The organism is Mycobacterium kyogaense, assembly GCF_003254575.1.
Taxonomy (GTDB): domain Bacteria; phylum Actinomycetota; class Actinomycetes; order Mycobacteriales; family Mycobacteriaceae; genus Mycobacterium; species Mycobacterium kyogaense.
The window spans coordinates 308,650-327,293 of record NZ_QJUA01000001.1 but is presented as its reverse complement, the minus strand read 5'-3'; the positions used below and the strand labels follow the sequence as shown (position 1 = coordinate 327,293).

At 67.9% G+C, this 18,644-nt stretch carries 20 protein-coding genes; 5 read left to right on the top strand and 15 right to left on the bottom strand.

Features of this window, described 5'->3' with window-relative positions:
- Nucleotides 1-36 precede the first annotated feature (36 nt).
- The 3 genes from DMB80_RS01575 (at nt 37) to DMB80_RS01565 (ending at nt 3,812) form a co-directional block, all read left to right on the top strand.
- Nucleotides 37-1,032, top strand: a complete 996-nt coding sequence (locus DMB80_RS01575) for a Dyp-type peroxidase (RefSeq protein WP_111508248.1) — start codon at nt 37-39, stop codon at nt 1,030-1,032.
- Nucleotides 1,029-1,826, top strand: coding sequence for a family 1 encapsulin nanocompartment shell protein (locus DMB80_RS01570; RefSeq protein WP_111508247.1), 798 nt, complete (start codon nt 1,029-1,031; stop codon nt 1,824-1,826). The genes DMB80_RS01575 and DMB80_RS01570 overlap by 4 nt, the downstream gene beginning before the upstream one ends.
- A 285-nt stretch (nt 1,827-2,111) precedes the next feature.
- A complete protein-coding gene (locus DMB80_RS01565; protein ID WP_205538455.1) occupies nt 2,112-3,812 on the top strand; it encodes a YdhT family protein in 1,701 nt (566 codons plus the stop codon).
- 56 nt (nt 3,813-3,868) lie between these two features.
- Here DMB80_RS01565 and DMB80_RS01560 read toward each other — a convergent pair whose 3' ends face one another.
- The 7 genes from DMB80_RS01560 to DMB80_RS01530 are packed head-to-tail and all read right to left on the bottom strand — an operon-like array spanning nt 3,869 to nt 7,981.
- Complete coding sequence (locus DMB80_RS01560) at nt 3,869-4,603, bottom strand: hypothetical protein (protein WP_111508246.1); 735 nt, start codon at nt 4,601-4,603, stop codon at nt 3,869-3,871.
- Nucleotides 4,594-5,148 (bottom strand): hypothetical protein, encoded by a 555-nt coding sequence (locus DMB80_RS01555; protein WP_205538452.1) that lies wholly within the window; start codon nt 5,146-5,148, stop codon nt 4,594-4,596. The genes DMB80_RS01560 and DMB80_RS01555 overlap by 10 nt, the downstream gene beginning before the upstream one ends.
- 3 nt (nt 5,149-5,151) lie before the next feature.
- The gene (locus tag DMB80_RS01550; protein ID WP_111508245.1) at nt 5,152-5,436 is read right to left on the bottom strand and encodes a type VII secretion target; all 285 of its coding nucleotides are present in this window, start codon (nt 5,434-5,436) and stop codon (nt 5,152-5,154) included.
- Between the two features lie 52 nt (nt 5,437-5,488).
- Complete coding sequence (locus DMB80_RS01545; RefSeq protein ID WP_240430951.1) at nt 5,489-6,373, bottom strand: ATP-grasp fold amidoligase family protein; 885 nt, start codon at nt 6,371-6,373, stop codon at nt 5,489-5,491.
- Nucleotides 6,374-6,378: 5 nt separating this feature from the next.
- Nucleotides 6,379-7,050: a phosphoribosylformylglycinamidine synthase subunit PurQ gene (gene purQ, locus DMB80_RS01540; RefSeq protein WP_111508244.1), complete on the bottom strand. Its 672-nt coding sequence runs from the start codon at nt 7,048-7,050 to the stop codon at nt 6,379-6,381.
- Nucleotides 7,047-7,289, bottom strand: coding sequence for a phosphoribosylformylglycinamidine synthase subunit PurS (purS, locus tag DMB80_RS01535; protein ID WP_046362175.1), 243 nt, complete (start codon nt 7,287-7,289; stop codon nt 7,047-7,049). The genes purQ and purS overlap by 4 nt, the downstream gene beginning before the upstream one ends.
- Nucleotides 7,290-7,324: 35 nt before the next feature.
- Nucleotides 7,325-7,981, bottom strand: a complete 657-nt coding sequence (locus DMB80_RS01530; protein WP_111508243.1) for an ATPase — start codon at nt 7,979-7,981, stop codon at nt 7,325-7,327.
- 49 nt (nt 7,982-8,030) lie between these two features.
- Between DMB80_RS01530 and DMB80_RS01525 the strand changes: the two genes are divergently transcribed.
- Entirely contained in the window at nt 8,031-8,702 is a 672-nt protein-coding gene (locus DMB80_RS01525; RefSeq protein WP_162938367.1) for an MBL fold metallo-hydrolase, read from the top strand.
- 72 nt (nt 8,703-8,774) lie between these two features.
- Here DMB80_RS01525 and DMB80_RS01520 read toward each other — a convergent pair whose 3' ends face one another.
- The 5 genes from DMB80_RS01520 to DMB80_RS01500 form a co-directional block, all read right to left on the bottom strand.
- Nucleotides 8,775-10,415 (bottom strand): FAD-binding dehydrogenase, encoded by a 1,641-nt coding sequence (locus DMB80_RS01520; protein WP_111508241.1) that lies wholly within the window; start codon nt 10,413-10,415, stop codon nt 8,775-8,777.
- Nucleotides 10,416-10,441: 26 nt separating this feature from the next.
- Complete coding sequence (locus tag DMB80_RS01515; protein WP_111508240.1) at nt 10,442-11,146, bottom strand: DUF2334 domain-containing protein; 705 nt, start codon at nt 11,144-11,146, stop codon at nt 10,442-10,444.
- A gap of 69 nt (nt 11,147-11,215) precedes the next feature.
- The gene (locus DMB80_RS01510; RefSeq protein ID WP_111508239.1) at nt 11,216-11,701 is read right to left on the bottom strand and encodes a glutathione peroxidase; all 486 of its coding nucleotides are present in this window, start codon (nt 11,699-11,701) and stop codon (nt 11,216-11,218) included.
- Nucleotides 11,698-13,821, bottom strand: a complete 2,124-nt coding sequence (locus DMB80_RS01505) for a S9 family peptidase (RefSeq protein WP_111508238.1) — start codon at nt 13,819-13,821, stop codon at nt 11,698-11,700. The genes DMB80_RS01510 and DMB80_RS01505 overlap by 4 nt, the downstream gene beginning before the upstream one ends.
- Nucleotides 13,818-14,711, bottom strand: a complete 894-nt coding sequence (locus DMB80_RS01500; protein ID WP_111508237.1) for a phosphoribosylaminoimidazolesuccinocarboxamide synthase — start codon at nt 14,709-14,711, stop codon at nt 13,818-13,820. Before DMB80_RS01500 ends, DMB80_RS01505 begins: the two co-directional genes overlap by 4 nt.
- Before the next feature lie 52 nt (nt 14,712-14,763).
- Here DMB80_RS01500 and DMB80_RS01495 point away from each other — a divergent pair, with 52 nt between their 5' ends.
- A complete protein-coding gene (locus DMB80_RS01495) occupies nt 14,764-15,396 on the top strand; it encodes a hypothetical protein (RefSeq protein WP_111508341.1) in 633 nt (210 codons plus the stop codon).
- On the opposite strand, the gene DMB80_RS01490 is transcribed toward DMB80_RS01495, so the two are convergent.
- From DMB80_RS01490 to purB, 3 genes are read right to left on the bottom strand one after another with little or no spacing between them, the layout of a single operon-like run.
- A complete protein-coding gene (locus DMB80_RS01490) occupies nt 15,393-15,947 on the bottom strand; it encodes a DUF1707 SHOCT-like domain-containing protein (protein ID WP_073683213.1) in 555 nt (184 codons plus the stop codon). The genes DMB80_RS01495 and DMB80_RS01490 overlap by 4 nt on opposite strands.
- Before the next feature lie 11 nt (nt 15,948-15,958).
- Nucleotides 15,959-17,185: a cytochrome P450 gene (locus DMB80_RS01485; protein ID WP_111508235.1), complete on the bottom strand. Its 1,227-nt coding sequence runs from the start codon at nt 17,183-17,185 to the stop codon at nt 15,959-15,961.
- Nucleotides 17,182-18,612 (bottom strand): adenylosuccinate lyase, encoded by a 1,431-nt coding sequence (gene purB / locus DMB80_RS01480; RefSeq protein WP_111508234.1) that lies wholly within the window; start codon nt 18,610-18,612, stop codon nt 17,182-17,184. The genes DMB80_RS01485 and purB overlap by 4 nt, the downstream gene beginning before the upstream one ends.
- Between the last annotated feature and the right edge of the window lie 32 nt (nt 18,613-18,644).

Below are 18,644 nucleotides of genomic sequence, written 5' to 3'. Positions count from 1 at the left end.
CGATCGCCGTAATTGATCATGATTTAGGGTCAGACGGTGCCCGAGTTACTGCCGCAGCCGGTGCTCGCGCCGCTGACCCCGGCGGCGATCTTTCTCGTTGCGACCATTGACGAGGGTGAAGAGCAGGCGGTCCACGACGCGCTGGGCGACATCGCGGGGTTGGTGCGCGCGATCGGGTTTCGCGACCCGAGCAAGCACCTGTCTGTGGTGACGTCGATCGGTTCTACAGCGTGGGATCGGCTGTTCTCCGGTCCCAGGCCGGTCGAGCTGCACCCGTTCGTCGCACTCGACGGAGGTCGGCACCGGGCCCCGGCCACGCCGGGTGATCTGCTGTTCCACATCCGCGCGGAGACGATGGACGTCTGCTTCGAACTGGCGATCAAGATCGTCGGCGCGATGGGTCCGATCACGGTCGTCGACGAGACCCACGGCTTCCGCTTCTTCGACAACCGCGACCTCCTCGGCTTCGTCGACGGCACCGAGAACCCCGACGGCCCGCTCGCCGACAGCGCCACCCGGATCGGTGACGAAGACCCGGATTTCGCGGGCGGTTGCTATGTGCACGTGCAGAAGTACTTGCACGACATGGCCGCCTGGAATGCGCTGTCCACCGAGGATCAGGAACGGGTGATCGGGCGCACCAAGCTCGACGACATCGAACTCGACGATGCGGTCAAGCCGGCCAACTCTCATGTGGCACTCAACGTGATCGAAGACGACGACGGCACCGAACTCAAGATCGTGCGGCACAACATGCCGTTCGGGCAGATCGGGCGCGGTGAGTTCGGCACCTATTTCATCGGGTACTCGCGCTCGGCCGCGGTGACCGAACGCATGCTCACCAACATGTTCATCGGTTCGCCGCCCGGCACCACCGATCACATCCTGGAATTCTCGACGGCGATCACGGGCTCGATGTTCTTCACCCCGACCCAGGACTTCCTCGATGATCCTCCCCCGCTTCCCGATTCGGCACCGCAGAGCGCGAGCGGCTCTCTGGCCATCGGCAGTCTGAAAGGACAACCGCAATGAACAACCTGTACCGGGAACTTGCTCCGATCACCGATGCCGCATGGACCGAGATCGAACAGGAGGCTACGCGAACGTTCAAGCGCCACATAGCGGGTCGTCGGGTGGTCGACGTCAGCGAGCCCGGGGGCGCGGTCACGGCGGCGGTGAGTACAGGGCATCTGGTCGACGTCGTCGCACCGGGCGACGGGGTGATCGCCCATCTACGGGAGGCGCGTCCGCTGGTGCGGCTGCGAGTTCCGTTCAGCATCAACCGAATCGACATCGACGATGTCGAGCGCGGCTCGCAAGACTCGGACTGGGATCCGGTCAAGGAGGCGGCCAGGAAACTGGCGTTCGCCGAGGATCGGGCCATCTTCGAGGGTTATGGCGTAGCTTCGATCAGTGGCATTCGCACGTGCAGCTCGAACCCCGCGCTGGCATTGCCCGAGGATCCGCGGGCCATCCCCGATGTCATCGCGCAGGCCTTGAGCGCGCTACGACTGGCGGGGGTCGACGGACCGTATGCGGTGCTGCTCTCGGCGGATGTCTACACCCGCGTCGCTGAGACGACAGCACATGGCTATCCGATTCTGGAGCACATCAATCGCCTGGTCGACGGTGACATCATCTGGGCCCCCGCCATCGACGGCGCCTTTGTGTTGTCCACGCGCGGAGGCGATTTCGATCTGCAGCTGGGCACCGACGTCGCGATCGGCTACCTGGCTCACGATGCCGAGACCGTGCAGCTGTATCTGGAGGAGACGCTGACGTTCCTCTGCTACACAGCGGAAGCCTCAGTCGCCCTGACTCCGTAACCCTGTTCGGCGAGCGCGCGTGTTTGCACGCGACACACCGCGAGAAGTTGGCATTTCGCGCACGCTCGCGCGAGGTATCGAGCACACCCGTTCGCCAAACCTCTGACACGCGTGTGCGATGGCTGATAGCTTTCTTGATGCTGCTTGAATGCGCAATGAACTGGGGGAACAGCACCACGACACTCGGTCGGGGGTCGGTGCGCGCTTGCCCATTGGAGCATTCGAGCAAACGTTAAGTCGAACTTTGGGGGAATGGTGCGGCGTAGTTCTTTGGGACGTGTCGGGGTGGCGGCAGCCGCGATGAGCATCGGGGTGGTGTCGCCTCTGATGGCGAACGCGGCCACTCCGACCAAACCCACGGCCGGAAACCTCTCGATCTCGATCAACGGTGAGCTCAAGCATCAGGAGGGCTCAGCGCTCGCGAGGTCGACCGGCCCAGACTCCTGGGCTCTCGCCGTGGGCGAGGGAGCCGAGGCGACGATCGTGAACGGCATTTCACGCGCCGAGGCCAACGGAGACGGCACCAAGGTCATCATCGATGGTGACGGGAACGCCGCCCGCGCGACCGGCAAGCAGGTGACGGTCACCATCAACGGTGCGAACAACAGCCTCAACAGCACCGGCGACTACTCGTATCTCACGGTGACCGGCAACGGCAATGCCGCGGGCATCGACTCGCAGGGCTTCCACATGACCCTGACGGGCAATTCGAATACCGTGTCGGTGACAGGATTCAATCTGCGCGAAGTTTTCTGGACTTTCAGCGACAGACGAATCTGCTGGGGGACCGGCTGCGGGTCGTCGTCCGCGGCAGCCCGGGACCGAGCCGACTCTGTCGGCGCGCTCGTCACCACCGATCAACGAATTCGCCTGTTCGGCAATGGAGTCGACGCCGCGCTCGACTGTACCGGCGACGCCTGCAATGGCGGCCGCGGCGGTCTCATCTGGGGCAACGGCGGCGCCGGCGCCAATGGCGGAAGTGGCGGATCTGCAGGTCTTTTCGGGACGGGCGGAGCGGGTGCTGATGCCACCGCGACGACAGCAGCAGGTGACGGCGGCCTGGGCGGCTCAATCGCCGGCCGCGGAGGCAACGGCGGGAAGGCCAACGCCGAGTTCACAACCGCTGGCAACGGTGGCGATGCCGGCGTGTTCGGTAACGGCGGCAGGGGCGGCGACGCCGACGTCGACAACGGCACCGGCGGCACCGGCGGCCGGGGCGGCCGCCTCGGCGGTAACGGCGGCGACGGCGGCGATGCGCGAGGCAACAACGCCACCGGGGGCGACGGCGGTGACGCCGGCTCGCGTGGCGACGGCGGGCGTGGCGGCGAAGGTGGGTCGGAGACAGCCGACGGCGCATACGGCGGCGACGGCGGTAACGGTGGCTCAGTGTCGGGCCAGGGCGGCCGAGGCGGCGACGCGACCGCGACCTCGTCAGCAGTTGCAGGCTGGGGCGGCGATGCGCTCGGCGTCGGTCGCGGCGGCAACGGGGGCAACGCGACCGCCACAGATCCCGATGACGGTGTGGCTGTCGGCGGCGACGGCGGCGACGGCGGTCGTGTCGGCAACGGGGGCATTGGCGGCACAGGTCGCGGAACCTTCGCCGGTATCGGCGGTGACGGCGGCAACGGTGGCACGCAGTCCGGTAACGGCGGCTTCGGTGGAGCAGGCATCGGCGAATCGGAGTTCGGCATCGGCGGCGGTGGCGATGGCGGCGATGCGGGCCGAAAGGGCAACGGCGGCAGAGGCGGTCGAGGCGACGGCGGATCAGGGTCCGGGGGCGTCGGCGGCAATGGCGGGAGCCGCACCGGAAACGGTGGGGACGGCGGCGACGGCAGCGACACCGGGGGCAACGGGGGTAATGCCGGCGAGCGCGGTGATGGCGGCGACGGAGGCGACACCGGTACCGGCGGCACGCCGGGTACCGGGGGCAAAGGCGGGTCGAAGTCTGGCAGTGACGGCAAGAACGGCACAGCCTCCGACGACTGACCAGGTTCGGCGAGCGGGGGGCACCTCCCGCGTGCGAGCGCCCGCCGAGGGGCCCGTCAGTGCAACGCGACGAGTCGCTCGGCAGCTCGCCCGTCGGTCAGTTCGCCGCGGGCCTCGGGATGGCGCCAGTAGAACTGGACCAGATTCCGCAATGCAACTCCGCCGGGGGTGTAGGCAGAGGCTGTGAACGACAACACCGTGTCGTCGGACAGGATAACCACAATCGCACTCGGCGGGGATTTCTTCGGCTGCGGAGCTTGAGAAGTCACGTCCTCCACCGATGACCAGTCAGCCGATTGCGGCCGCCAGCCCTCCAGGAATTCCAACCCTCGCTCCGTCAGCCGTAGACGACTCATGCTGCCGCGGCGCAGGTTTCGCCACAGCATCGGCGCAATACCCACCACGAGGAAAGACGCCGTGAAGGGCAGGGCATAACGCATATTCGGTGGGACTGGAATCGCGAGGCGCCCCGTGGGAAGAAGTATCAGTATCAACACCGAAGACATGAGGGCACCGGCCATCCCCACCTGCAAGGGAAGTTCGATGCCTCGATCGGGCAAGAACGTCGTTCCGTCACCATCGGAGTGCACACGTGGCTTCACCCGGCCGGGAACGTTCTTGAAAGCGGGAATGACGAACCCCAGGCAGAAGATCGATCCTCCTAGCGCCACCAGTCCGCTCGGCACCTCCAGCCTCGCGAACTGGACGCACGCAACTGCTGCCGTGAACGCGGCGAAAGCGCCGAACACGACGGCCGACCAGACGACTACGGACGACTTCATCAGCGGCATACCACGTTGCCGATAAAGCCGCCCAGATATCCGAAACCCCAACCACCGAGCACGTCGCCAGCACCTGCAGCAATCGGTGCGAACTGGGGCTGTCCCAAGGCGGTGATGCCCGCCGCACCCAGACCTCCGAGTGCGTAGGCCCCCGCCACTCCCGCCGTCCCCGAGATAGCAGCCACACACGCGTCCTGAAAAGTCTTGGCAGTGACGGTGTCATACAGGGCGGTGGCGACTCCCAGCGCTGGGCCGCCATATTTCCCTGCCTTGCCGAGGTTTTCGACTGACTCCTCGGTCAGCATGGGGATGCCCCGCTCAGCCTGCTCTTCCAACCCGGTCAGCACGCCTCCGGTGACGGTGATGACGGGATGCGTGAAGAACTCATCCGGCAGGACACCGTGTCGCCCATCGCCTGTCGTGACACCACCAGAGGTCTTGCCGTCCGCGGTTCTTGTCATCGTCACCTCGGTGCCGTCCCGAAACTTGATGGACGTGAACTGCGTTCCGTCATAGGGGCGCCAACCTTGAAGGCGGGACCGGGACGGCAGCATCGATCAGAAGAGTTTGTCGAAAGAGCCGGCAAGCGCGGTGTCCTCGACCTGGAACGTGTCGCCCGCTCCACGTACAGCGCTACCCATCTTCATCACGTTGGCGGCGATCGCGTCCGCCAGCGTCGTCAGGTGGCCACCGACCAATCGCACGGCCCACTGCGTCGTCGACCCGGGGAGACCGTCAGCAGCTGTGGCGGCCGTGTGCCCCACATCGACGGTCTTGATGGCGCTCGAGGCTTCCTCCACCTGTCCCGCGAAGGCCCGCAACACGTCAGGATCAACCAGCACAGAACAACGCTAACGCAGGTCCAAGGGGTGCCCGAGCACCAAGATGAGCGCGCTAGTACCGACGCGGAACCGTCCAGGGGCGGCCGAACTCGAGGTTGAACGTCTCGGGGTCGAACGGGCTGTCTCCTCCCGCAGGAAAACTCGTCAGTTCCCCGAAGACAACTCGCCCGTCGACGTCGTACAGATCGACTCTGACGAAATCCGTTTCGGCACCGAGCTTCTCCGCGACGTCGATCATCTCGGTCAACTGAACCGGCTTCGCGGGCGCGTGATCTGCGCACGGCGCGCTGCCCCGCAGCGCCAGGTGTTCCCAACCCGCCGTGAAGAAATCCTGTGTGCGCGAACCGAACCGGCCCGTGTCGACCTGGACGAACCAGCACCTGCCGTGGAACACGAAGAACTTGTAGTCGTCGGGCACCGAGCCGTCGCAACCGACGAGCATCTCCTCGACGATGACCCGTCGCGGAACGCGCCCGTACACCCATTCCCGATTGGGCCCTTGGCCGTAGAGCTGCGCCAACCAGCCGGTCGCGATACGGATCAGATCGGACAGCGGCGCCGCCTCCGGACGGACATGCGAATACACCCAGCTGCCGGGCTCAGTCGGTAGACGAGCCGCCTGCGGCGCGCGAGAAGAGACGACGATCGCCGCCCCGCTGCCGTGAGTCGGCTTCACCACGTACGCAGCCGGCAGACCGACCTCGGTCAGCGCCGCGGGATCGTCGAGGATTGCGTACACCCGCGGAAGGTAGCGGTCCCCCACCACACCGGCGACGTAGTCACGAACCGCAGCCTTGTCGGCGAACGTCACGACGAGCTGACGGTGGTCTCGCAGCATCTTGTACCGCACCTTGTCGCGGAACGTGCGTGGGTTGCGCGTCCGCCACAGGCGCATCGCGCGCACCAATCGGCTGCGTTCGCGCCAGCGAACCGGCACCGGGCTCAGGAGACCAGGATCGCGTCCAACGCCGAATAGAACATGCCGAGCCCGTCGTCAGACGGGCCGGTCAGCGCCTCGGTCGCGTGCTCGGGGTGCGGCATCAGGCCGACGACGCGGCCGTTGGCCGAGCTGATGCCGGCGACGTCGCGCATCGAGCCGTTGATGTTCTCCCGGTACCGGAAGACCACGCGGCCCTCGCCTTCGAGTTCGTCGAGCACTTCGGTGCTGGCGACGTAGCGGCCCTCGCCGGACTTCAGCGGCACCAGCAGATCTGCGCCCTGCTCGTAGCGCGTCGACCACGCCGATGTGTTCGATGCGACCTCGAGCCATACGTCGCGGCAGACGAAGTGCAGCCCGACGTTGCGGGTCAGTGCGCCGGGCAGCAGCCCCGCTTCGCACAGGACCTGGAAACCGTTGCAGATGCCCAGCACCGGCATCCCTCGCTCCGCGGCGGCCACCACCTCACCCATCACCGGCGCGAAGCGGGCGATCGCGCCGCACCGCAGGTAGTCGCCGTAGGAGAAGCCACCGGGCACGATGACGGCGTCGACGCCTTTGAGGTCGGCGTCGGCGTGCCAGAGGTTGACGGCTTCGCCGCCGGCCAGGCGCACTGCCCGCGCGGCGTCGATGTCGTCGAGCGTGCCGGGGAATGTGATCACGCCCACACGGGTCATGAACCGTCCTCCCGGGTGACCGTCCAGTCCTCGATCACCGTGTTGGCGAGCAGCGATTCGGCGATCGCGGCGAGCTTCTCGTCGTCGACCGCGTCGTCGACCTCGAGCTCGAACCGCTTGCCCTGCCGCACATCTGAGATGCCATCGAAGCCGAGCCGACCCAGCGCGCCGACGATCGCCTGCCCCTGCGGGTCGAGGATCTCGGTCTTCGGCATGACGTGAACCACCACTTTTGCCACGCGGACACTCTACCTGCGGCGACGGCGGGCCCGCCTCACCGGCACGAGCCGAGGTAGGCGGTGCACAGCGGCGCCGCCATCGCATCGAAGACCTGCACGTCGGGCACCGCGGGCCACTCGACCCGGGCGGGCAGCGTGGTCCACAGCGCGACCTCGACGACGGTGCTGTTGGTGGGGTCGGCCAGCAGGTAGACCCGCATCACCCGGCTGCCGGTATCGCTGATCACGGCGCCGATGCGGTCGACCTCGTTGGTGGTCAGCGATGGCGACACGCCGTCGCTGCACGACGCCAGCGCGATGCGCGCCTTCTCCAGCACCTCGAGTGCGGTCTGGCCGCCGGTGACTGTGTCGCCGCGCCAGTGGATGACCTGGACCTGCAGGTTCCACTGGCCGTCCGGGTTGGGTACGGCGGCGCGCGCGGCGACGGCGTAGCGGCGGGGATCCGAGGACGAGTCGGGGGTGACGCACCACGACTCGAACTCGAATCGGGGCGCCGGGGCCGTGACCGCTAGGCCGGCCAGCGACGGCCAGCGGTAGATCGAGTTCAGCGGCAGCGAGCTCGGCTCGATCCACGCCGCGTCGGGGATCGCATCGCAGGTCGGCGGGCAGATTCCCGGCACCGCATTCGCCCCGCCGGGCACAACGAAAATGCTCGAGAACACCCCCGACAACGCCACCGCAAGTGTGAGCATCCACCGCATCGCACTACCCCCGCTCCCCTGTGCGCGCCAGACTATAGGCATGCAGCTCACACACTTCGGCCATTCCTGCCTGTTGGCGAGCTTTTCCGACAGTGCCCAATCCGGCGCCAAATCCGGCGGCGACACCACGATCCTGTTCGATCCGGGCAATTTCTCCCATGGTTTCGAGGGCATCACGGGGCTGTCGGCGATCCTGGTCACTCATCAGCATCCCGACCACGCCGACCCCGAGCGGCTCCCGGCGCTGATCGAGGCCAATCCGCAGGCCGCGCTGTATGCCGATCCGCAGACCGCGGCGCAACTCGGCGGGCCCTGGCGGGCGGTGCACGTCGGCGACACCTTGTCGATCGGGCATCTGACGGTGCGCGGAGTGGGCGGTCAGCACGCGGTCATCCATCCGGAAATCCCTGTGATCGACAACATTTCGTATCTGGTCGGCGATGACGAGCATGCCGCCCGGCTGATGCACCCCGGTGATGCGTTGTTCGTTCCGGACGAGCCTGTGGATGTGCTGGCGACCCCGGCTGCCGCGCCGTGGATGAAGATCTCCGAAGCCGTCGACTACCTGCGTGCGGTGAACCCGACACGTGCGGTGCCGATCCATCAGGCAGTGATCGATCCGATCGCGCGGCCGGTCTACTACGGCCGGCTCACGGAGATGACGGCCACCGATTTCCAGGTGCTCGAGCCGGAGAACGGCACCGAGTTCTGACCGCGAGCAGTCGCGAACTCGAGTGACACGCCGGAGAAAACACTCGAGTTCGTGTCTGGTCGCGCAGGAGAACTAGCCCACGTCGCGGGCTGCTGCCCGGCCCGCCGCGCGACCGGAGAACACGCAGCCGCCCAGGAACGTGCCCTCCAGGGAGCGGTAGCCGTGCACGCCTCCACCGCCGAATCCGGCCGCCTCCCCAGCGGCGTACAGACCTGCGACCGCCGCACCGTCTGCACCCAGCGCCCGGGAGTCAAGATCGGTCTGCAACCCGCCCAACGACTTTCGCGTCAAGATGTGCAGTTTGACCGCGATCAGCGGGCCTGCCTTGGGGTCGGTCAGCCGGTGTGGCGCGACGACGCGGCTCAGCCTGTCGGCCAGGTAGGCGCGTGCACCGCGGATCGCGGTGATCTGGCCGTCCTTGGTGAACCGGTTGGCGACTTCCCGGTCGCGGGCGGTCACCTCGGCCTCGACGGTCGCGACGTCCAGCGGCTCGACATCGGGCACCGCGTTCATCTTCGCGACCAGCTCACGGAGCGAGTCGGCGGTGACGAAGTCGACGCCCTTGTCGACGAAGGCGTGCACCGGGGCGGGACCCTTGCGGCCGCGCTCGAGGACCAGCTTCACGCTCCGTCCAGTCAGGTCCGGATTCTGCTCCTGCCCCGACAGCCCGAATTCCTTGTCGATGATGCGCTTGTTCAGCACGAACCAGGTGTAGTCCTGCCCGGTCCGGCAGATGTGCTCCAGCGTGCCGAGCGTGTCGAAACCCGGATAGAGCGGGACCGGCAGTCGCCGGCCGGTGGCGTCGAGCCACAGTGACGACGGGCCGGGCAGGATTCGGATGCCGTGCCGCGGCCAGATCGAGTCGTAGTTGGTGATGCCCTCGGTGTAGTGCCACATCCGGTCGCTGTTGATCATGTGGGCGCCCGCGGCTGTGGAGATGCCGAGCATCCGGCCGTCGACGTGCGCGGGCACGCCGCTGAGGAGTTGCTCGGGCACCCGGCCCATCCGCGTGGGCCAGTTCGCCCGCACCAGGTCGTGGTTGCCGCCGATGCCGCCGCTGGCGACGATGACCGCCTGGGCGCGAAATTCGAACTCGCCGAAGCTGTTTCGTGACGACGGGGCTCCACGTACCGCGGACGACGGCTCCAGCACCGCGCCGCGCACCCCGACGACGGCGCCGCCTTCGACGATCAGTTCGTCCACCCGGTGGCGGTGCGCGAACCGAACCAGCGGCCCGGTCAGGCGACGCGTGAAGATGTCGACCAGGCCGGGCCCGGTGCCCCAGGTGATGTGGAACCGGGGCACGGAGTTGCCGTGGCCGCGGGCGTCGTAGCCGCCCCGCTCGGCCCACCCGACCATCGCGAAGATCTGCAGCCCGCGATCGCGCAGCCATTGACGCTTCTCGCCGGCGGCGAAGTCGACGTAGGCGTGCGCCCACTGCCGCGGCCAGTGGTCTTCGGGGCGATCGAACCCGGCGGTGCCCAGCCAGTCCTGCAGGGCCAGCTCATGACTGTCCCGGATGCCGAGGCGCCGCTGCTCGGGACTGTCGACGAAGAACAGCCCGCCGAAGGACCAGAAGGCCTGGCCGCCGACGTTGGCGGCGTTCTCCTGGTCGACGATGAGTACCCGACGACCCCGCTCGACCAGCTCGCACGCGGCCACGAGCCCTGCCAACCCGGCGCCGACCACGATGACGTCTGCATCATCTGCCATGCGGCCAATGTAGCGAGCGGGACCGCTCAGGCGGCGTCGGACAGCGCAGTCGGGGTCCGCCACGCGTAGACGGCCGGCGCGCAGCCGTGCATCAGTGCCAGGTCAGCGGCGTCGAGCATGGCCTGCCGGGGACCGGGCCGGCGCAGGTGCCGCGCGGCGACAGCGACCCGTACGACGCCGTCGCGGCGCGCGGTGCGCTCGGCGGCGAGCACGACGGTGCGGCACCACCATGGCTCGGTCAGGAAGCCCTCGCCGATGCCCAGCACGCGCCCCCGCACGGTCTCCCCGCGGACCAGGTCGGTGATGCCGCCAAGCCCGGCCATGACACGGAATCCGTTGCGCGGCAGTGCGATCATCGCACCGTCGGAAACGTTCCAGCCGGGTGCGGCGAACAGCCGGGTGCGTAGCCCGAGGTGTTCGAGGACGCGGTCGGCGGCCATCAGCCGCAGGTTCGCCTCGTGGGCGGGCAGCGTCGCGAACTCGCCGCGCCGCGCCTTGGTGGCGGCCTCGTCGAAGCCGTGGAGCACGATCGCGTCGCCGGCGTCCCGCCGCTGGGTCAGCCACTCGACGGTGTCAGGGTCACGGTCGAGCCGGTACCCGCCTTTGAGCCGTGGCGCCACGAGGAACGACGCCGGGATGCCGCGCCGCGCGAGCTGCGCGTGGAACCCTGCGACGTCGTCGAGAGTGCGGTCGCTGACTCCGGAAATCGAGACGATCAGTTGTCCTGCCACTGCCGCAGTGTCGCAACGCCAGGTGTCGGGATGGACAACACCACCACTCGTGTGGCTGAACTGTGGCCGCTACCCCAGCACGGACTCGATGGCCGCGATCACCTCGGGCGCATCGGGCGCGGTGCGGGGCCGGAATCGGGCGACGACCTCGCCGTTCGGTGCGAGCAGGAATTTCTCGAAGTTCCACTGCACATCGCCGGCCTCGCCGCTGCCGTCGGCGGCCTGGGTCAGCTCCGCGTAGAGCGGGTGCCGGCCGGGTCCGTTGACGTCGGTCTTGGCCAGCAGCGGAAACGTGACGCCGTAGGTCGTGGAGCAGAACGTCTGGATCTCCTCGGCGGTGCCCGGCTCCTGTCCCATGAACTGGTTGCAGGGCACCCCGATCACCGTCAGGCCGCGGTCGCCGTAGTCTTTCGCGAGCTGCTCGAGCGCGCTGTACTGCGGCGTGAGACCGCATTTGGACGCGACGTTCACCACGAGTGCGGCCCCGCCGGCCAACTCCCCCAGCGTGGTGTCGGTGCCGTCGAGGGTGGTCAGCGGAATGTCGGTGAGCGTCATGGGGCCGACGTTACGTCGGCGCCGCCGAGTCCCGCCACATCGAGCAGCCATGCGTACTGGAAGGCCGTCTCCTTCCAGCGCTCGTAGCGTCCGCTGATGCCGCCGTGGCCCGCATTCATCTCGGTCTTCAACAGCACGCGGGCTCCGTCGCGCTCGGGTTCGAGCTGCGCATGCCGCAGCGCGGCCACCCACTTCGCGGGTTCGACGTAGTAGACGCGGGTGTCGTTGAGGGACGTCATCGCCAAGATGGCGGGATAGCGCTTGGATTCGACGTTCTCGTACGGCGAGTAGGACTTCATGTAGCGATAGACATCGGCGTCCTCGAGCGGGTTTCCCCACTCGTCCCACTCGGTCACCGTCAGCGGGAGCGACGGGTCGAGGATCGTGGTGAGGGGGTCGACGAACGGCACGGCGGCCAGGATGCCGGCGAACAGGTCGGGCGCCATGTTGGCGACCGCTCCCATGAGCAGGCCGCCGGCGCTGCCGCCGTAGGCCACCATCGTCTCGGCGGTCGTGACACCGGAGTCGACGAGATGTGCTCCCGCAGCGATGAAGTCGGTGAAAGTGTTCCGCTTTTCCAGCAGTTTGCCGTGCTCGTACCACGGCCGGCCCAGCTCGCCACCACCGCGAACGTGCGCGACCGCATAGACCATGCCGCGGTCGAGCAGTGAGAGCCGTGCGATCGAGAACCGCGGGTCCTCACATGATTCGTAGGCGCCGTAGCCGTAGAGCAGCACCGGCGCGGGTGAGGTGACCCCGACCCGGTGGATGATCGACAGCGGTACGCGCGCACCGTCTTCGGCGATCGCCCAGTCCCGGCGTTCGACGTAGTCCTCCGGTCGGTAGTCGCCGAGCACCGGCTGCTCGCGCAGCAGCACGCGCTCGCCGGTGGCGAGGTCGAGATCGTAGATCCGTACCGGCGTCACGAACGACGTCGCCCCGATACGGAGCCGAGGCGCGGCCCAGTTGGGGTTGGCCGACAGCCCGACCGACATCAGCTCCGAGTCGAAGGTGACGTCGCGGACCTCGCCGTAACCGGTCCCGTGCAAGGGCCACAGCTGAATTCGTGGTAGCGCCTCGCTGCGGTAGCTCACCACGAGCAACTCGGCGAAGGCGTCGACAGCATCCAGTCGGACGTCGGAGCGGTGTTCGATCAGGGTGCGGGTCGCCGACGGGTCGGCCACCGGCGCCTCCACGAGGGTGAAGTTCTCCGCGCCGTCGTTGTGCATGATGAGGAAGCGGTCTTCCTCGGCGACGACGGCGTGTTCGACGGAGTACTCGACTCCGTCGCGGCGCGGCCAGATGACGGTGAACTCCGCGTCGGCATCGGCAGCGTCGGCGTAGCGCATCTCCGAGGTGATCGCGCTGCCGGCCGCGATCAACACGTACTTGTTGCTGCGCGTGCGCCCGCAGGCGACCCAGAATCGTTCGTCGGGCTCGTGGTAGACCTTCTGGGCCGGCAGGCCGGCGCCGAGGCGGTGCCGCCACACGGTGTCGGGTCGCCAGGCGTCGTCGACGGTGGTGTAGTAGACGGTCTTGTTGTCGGCGGCCCAGGTGGCCCCGGCGCCGATCCCGACGATCTCGTCGTCGTACCGCTCGCCGGTTCGTAAATCCCTGAACCGCAGGGTGTATCGCTCGTCGCCGAGAACGTCGACGGAGTAGGCGAGCACGTTGCCGTCGACGCTGACGCTGGCCGCACCGAGGGAGAAGAAGTCGTGGCCTTCGGCTTCGACGTTCTCGTCGAGCAGGATCTGCTCTCCGGGGATGTCGGTGTCTTCGGTCAGCTGCGGCGGCGTCCAGTCGTCGGGATCGGTGACGGGGCACCGGCAGTGCACGCCGTACTGCTTGCCGGCGAAGCTGCGCCCGTAGTACCACCAGTCGCCGCGCCGGGTCGGCACCGACAGATCGGTCTCCTTGGTACGGGCCTTGATCTCGTCGAAGATCGCCTGCCGCAACGGAGCCAGGTCGGCAGTGACGTGCTCGGTGTAGGTGTTCTCGGCCTCGAGGTGGTCGATCACCTCGGTGCTGTCCTTCTCCCGCAGCCATTCATAGGGGTCGACAAACACGTCTCCGTGATGTTCGCGTCGATGTTCGACACGTCGTGCCACCGGCGGCTTCACTGCTGTTCTCCGATCCAGTCCGCGAAACGTCGACCCGAAATACGTTCGTAGGCTTCGATGTAGCGTGCCCGCGTGGCCTCCACGATGTCGGCGGGCAACGGTGGCGGGGGTTGATCCCCGTGGCGGTCCCAGCCCGAGTCCGGGCCGGTGAGCCAGTTGCGGACGAACTGCTTGTCGAAGCTGTTCTGCACCGCACCTTCGGCGTAGTCGTCGGCACGCCAGTACCGCGACGAGTCGGGGGTGAACACCTCGTCGGCGAGCATCAGCACACCGTCGGCGTCGACGCCGAACTCGAACTTGGTGTCGGCGACGATGATGCCCTTGGTGAGCGCATGTTCGGCGCCGTGACGGTAGGTCTTCAACGTGAGGTCGCGTAGTTCTTCGGCCCGTTCGTCGCCGATGAGGTCGACGACGTCGTCGTAGCTGATGTTGACGTCGTGATCGCCGAGGTCCGCTTTGGTCGCCGGGGTGAACAGCGGCTCGGCGAAGCGGCTGGCCTCCACCAGGCCCGGCGGCAACTCGATACCGCAGACGCTGCCGGTGTTCTGGTAGTCGATCAGCCCCGAGCCGGACAGGTAGCCGCGCGCGACGGCCTCGACGGGCAGCATGTCGAGTTGGCGCACCAGCAACGCGCGGCCGAGCACCTCTTCGGGGATGCGGGGGTCATCCGGCGGGCCGGCCAGGTGGTTGGGCACCGGCAGGAGGTCGAAGAAGAACACGCTCATCGCGGTGAGGATGCGGCCCTTGTCCGGGATCTCGCTGTCGAGGATGTAGTCGTATGCCGAGATCCGGTCGGTGGCGACGAAGAGCAGGTGTGCCTCGTCCATCCGGTAGAGCTCTCGGACCTTGCCGCTGGCCAGGTGCTGGTAGTCGGACAGAGCGGGACGCATCCGGTCAGCCTATCGGGCCATCGGAGGCGCTCTGTGTGCTGTGATCGATCGCATGAAATCCCGGTGGATTCCCTATGCCACTACGCCTGGGCGGCTGCTGTGGCAGCTGCTCAGCGACGTGCTCATCGTCGGCTGGACCACCGTCTGGGTGTTCGTCGGCCTGGCGGTGCACTCCGCGGTCGCGGTGATCGCGGAGTTCGGCTACCAGGTGCAGAGCGGCGCCAACGGGGTGGCGGGCAATCTCGACTCCGCAGGCAACAGCGCCGACAACGTGCCTCTCATCGGAGACTCGCTGGCCAAACCGCTCAGCGCCGCCGGCGACGCCGCCCGCGAGATCGCGGGCGCGGGTCAGTCGCTGGGCGTGACGGCCAGCTGGCTGGCCTGGTTGTTGGCGCTGGCGGTGGCCGCTCCCCCGATCCTGGCGCTGATGATGCCGTGGCTGTTCCTGCGGGTCCGGTTCTTCCGCCGGCAGTGGACCGCGATCACGCTGGCGTCCACGGCTGCCGGGGAGGAGCTGCTGGCGCTGCGGGCGCTGGCCAACCGGCCGCTGCCCAAGCTCGCCGCCATCAACCCCGATCCGGTGGGCGCGTGGCGCAGCCAGGATCGGACGGCGATCCGCGGATTGGCCGCTCTCGAGTTGCGGGCGACCGGGATCCGGGCGACGAACCTGCGGCGCCCGGATTAGCGAAGGAACCGTCGCAGCGTCGCACCGAACGGGTGGCGCACGGTGAGGGATCCGAACCGCACGCGTCCGGTCACGACGACGTGCAACCCGGCCGGTGTCGGGGCGGTCGGCACCTTCACCGACATGGACGAACCGAGGTGGTGGACGCCGTTGAGGTCGGCGGTCGCGCCGTCGGGCAGGATCATGTCCGTGGAGCTGCAGTAGTCGTCGACGTCGATGCGCACCACCGGACCCGGCACCACGGCGGCGGTGAAATCGAGCGTCGTCGAACACATCCGGGTGGTGATCCGCAGATGAGGCGGCACGGTCCACTGGCCTTTACGGGTGATGCTCGACATCCAGCTGCGCACCTCTTCTGGTGCTGCTGCCGGAACGACTTGACGGCGCACGTGAGGCAGATCGGCGATCACGGTGTCCAGTTCGCCGCGGGTGCGCGCGGCCAGCGCGACGTCGGCACGCTCGCTGTACTCGTCGAGTGTCAACATGCCCTGGCCCACCGCCTGCTCGAGGATCTGCATCACCGCAGCGCGATCGGCATCGGACGCTCTCATGTCCGGAGTCACTACTCCATCACTACCATCAGGTGCCGCAGTCCGGTGTGCCGGTTGCTTCTCGTCCATTCCACCGGCGCGGCCAGGCGCATCGCGGGGAATCGGCTCAGCAGCTCGGAGAAGATGGCCCGCAATTCCAGCCGGGCCAGGTTGGCCCCCAGGCAGTAGTGCACACCCTGCCCGAAACCCAGGTGCGGGTTGGGCTTTCGCGTGACGTCGAACCGGTCGGGGTCGGCGAACACCGCCGCATCGCGGTTGGCCGAACCCTCCCACACCAGCACCTTCTGCCCGGCGTCGATCTGGCGACCGGCCAGGCTGGTCGGACGGGTGGCGGTGCGACGCTTCGACGGCGACGGCGAGGTCCACCGGACCATCTCCTCGATCGCGGTCGGCAGCAGATCCAGATCGGCACGCACGGCGGCGAAGGCCTCGGGGTTCTCGATCAGGGCCAGCAATCCGCCGGAGATCGCATTGCGGGTGGTCTCGGCGCCCGCACTGAACAGCAGGCTGAAGAACAGGTAGCTCTCGAGGTCGGACAGCTCTGGGTCGGCGGAGTTGACCACCACCGAGAGCATGTCGTCGCTCGGCGCCGTCTTCTTCTCGGCGATCAGTTCCTGGCCGTAGGCGAACATCCGGGAACCGGCTTCCTCGACGGACAGCCGCGAGATGGTGGCCCGGCGGGCGTCGCCGAAGTCGAAACTCGGTTCGATGGCTTCGAACAACCAATGACGTTCGGACTCCGGCACTCCCAGCAGGATGCAGATCATCTGCATCGGGATCTCCGCAGCGATCTCGGTGACGACGTCCACGGGCCGGCCCGGTCGGACGGCATCGAGCAACCCGCGTACCCGCACCCGCAGATCGTCTTCGATGCGTCGGATCATCCGGGGTGTCAGCCCGGAACTCACCAGACGGCGCACCGCGGCGTGGCGCGGATCGTCCATCATGTTGAGCAGCTGACCGGCGATCGGCAGATCCTGCAGCAGGGTGCCGCCGAAGGGCCGCTCGCCGCCGGTGACCGACGAGTACGTGTCCGGATCGCGAAGCACGGCAAGGGTTTCGGCGTGCGTGGCCACCGACCAGAAGCCTTCTCCGTCGGGCGTGTTCTCGGTCGGTTCGTGCCAGTAGACCGGCGCGCACTCGCGGTGGCGCGCGAACAGGTGGTGGGGAAAACCCGCGGCGAAGTTGTCGAGATCGGTGAAGTCGATCCCGGCTAAAGCCTCCGCGGGTGCCGTCACAGGATCGCGCCCGAGGTGTAATCGGCGGCGCCGGGATAACGGGCGACGAGATCGTCGACGGCGGCGATCACGCGGTCCACCTGGTCCGCGGCTGCACCGGTGAAGGCCGCCTTGTCGGCCAGCGCGCCGTCGAGCGCCGCACGGTCCAGGGGCAACCGCGGATCGGCGGCCAGCCGGTCCAGCAGATCGGGTTCGGCTCCGCGCTCGCGCATCGCCAGCGCCACCGCGACCGCGTGCTCCTTGATCACTTCGTGGGCGGTCTCGCGGCCCACCCCGGCGCGCACGGCGGCGATCAGGATGCGCGTCGTCGCGAGGAACGGCAGGTAGCGGTCGAGCTCACGCTGGATCACCGCCGGGTACGCGCCGAACTCGTCGAGCACGGTCAGGAACGTCTCGGTCTGCCCGTCGATGGCGAAGAACGCGTCCGGCAGTGCGACGCGACGCACCACGGAGCAGAAGACGTCCCCCTCGTTCCACTGTGCGCCCGCCAATTCGGCTGCCATGGAGGAATATCCGCGCAGGATCACCTGCAATCCGTTGACCCGCTCGCAGCTGCGGGTGTTCATCTTGTGCGGCATCGCCGACGAACCGACCTGGCCGGGTGCGAATCCCTCGGTGACGAGTTCGTGGCCGGCCATCAGCCGGACGGTGTGAGCGAACGATGACGGGCCCGCGCCGAGTTGCACGAGGGCCGACACCACGTCGTGGTCCAGGGAGCGCGGGTACACCTGGCCGACACTGGTCAGGATGTCGGTGAAACCGAGGAACTGTGCGATGCGGGTCTCCAGGTCGGCGAGCCGTGCGGTGTCGCCGTCGAACAGGTCGAGCATGTCCTGGGCGGTGCCCATGGGCCCCTTGATGCCGCGCAGCGGGTAGCGGGCGATGAGTTCTTCGATGCGGCGCAGCGCGACCAGGGTCTCCTCGGCAGCGGAGGCGAAGCGCTTGCCCAGGGTGGTGGCCTGTGCGGCGACGTTGTGGCTGCGGCCGGCCATCACGAGGTCGCGGTAGAGCGCGGCCCGCTCGGCGAGGCGGGCGGCGACGGCGATGCCGCGGGCATGCACCAGTTCCAGCGAGCGCCGGATCTGCATCTGCTCGACGTTCTCGGTGAGGTCGCGGCTGGTCATGCCCTTGTGCACGTGCTCGTGGCCGGCGAGTGCGTTGAACTCTTCGATGCGGGCCTTGACGTCGTGGCGCGTCACCCGTTCCCGCGCCGCGATGGAGTCGAGGTCGACGTTCTCCAGGACGCGCTCGTAGTCGTCGATCACCCCGGCGGGGATCTCCACGCCCAGCTCTGCCTGCGCCCGCAGCACCGCCAGCCACAGCTTGCGCTCGGCGACGATCTTGGCTTCCGGCGACCAGATCGCGACCATCTCCTCGCTGGCGTAGCGGTGGGCCAGGACATCGGGAATGGACGCGCGGTTGCTCACGGCCCAACAGCCTATCGGGCACAGTAGGGGCC

What these genes read in the sequence shown, in the direction of transcription:
- DMB80_RS01570 (WP_111508247.1), top strand. Translation starts at nt 1,029, where the DNA reads ATGAACAACCTGTACCGGGAACTTGCTCCGATCACCGATGCCGCATGG.
- DMB80_RS01560 (WP_111508246.1), bottom strand. Translation starts at nt 4,603, where the DNA reads ATGCCGCTGATGAAGTCGTCCGTAGTCGTCTGGTCGGCCGTCGTGTTC.
- DMB80_RS01555 (WP_205538452.1), bottom strand. Translation starts at nt 5,148, where the DNA reads ATGCTGCCGTCCCGGTCCCGCCTTCAAGGTTGGCGCCCCTATGACGGA.
- purQ (WP_111508244.1), bottom strand. Translation starts at nt 7,050, where the DNA reads ATGACCCGTGTGGGCGTGATCACATTCCCCGGCACGCTCGACGACATC.
- DMB80_RS01530 (WP_111508243.1), bottom strand. Translation starts at nt 7,981, where the DNA reads ATGCTCACACTTGCGGTGGCGTTGTCGGGGGTGTTCTCGAGCATTTTC.
- DMB80_RS01525 (WP_162938367.1), top strand. Translation starts at nt 8,031, where the DNA reads ATGCAGCTCACACACTTCGGCCATTCCTGCCTGTTGGCGAGCTTTTCC.
- DMB80_RS01520 (WP_111508241.1), bottom strand. Translation starts at nt 10,415, where the DNA reads ATGGCAGATGATGCAGACGTCATCGTGGTCGGCGCCGGGTTGGCAGGG.
- DMB80_RS01510 (WP_111508239.1), bottom strand. Translation starts at nt 11,701, where the DNA reads ATGACGCTCACCGACATTCCGCTGACCACCCTCGACGGCACCGACACC.
- DMB80_RS01500 (WP_111508237.1), bottom strand. Translation starts at nt 14,711, where the DNA reads ATGCGTCCCGCTCTGTCCGACTACCAGCACCTGGCCAGCGGCAAGGTC.
- DMB80_RS01495 (WP_111508341.1), top strand. Translation starts at nt 14,764, where the DNA reads ATGAAATCCCGGTGGATTCCCTATGCCACTACGCCTGGGCGGCTGCTG.
- DMB80_RS01490 (WP_073683213.1), bottom strand. Translation starts at nt 15,947, where the DNA reads ATGAGAGCGTCCGATGCCGATCGCGCTGCGGTGATGCAGATCCTCGAG.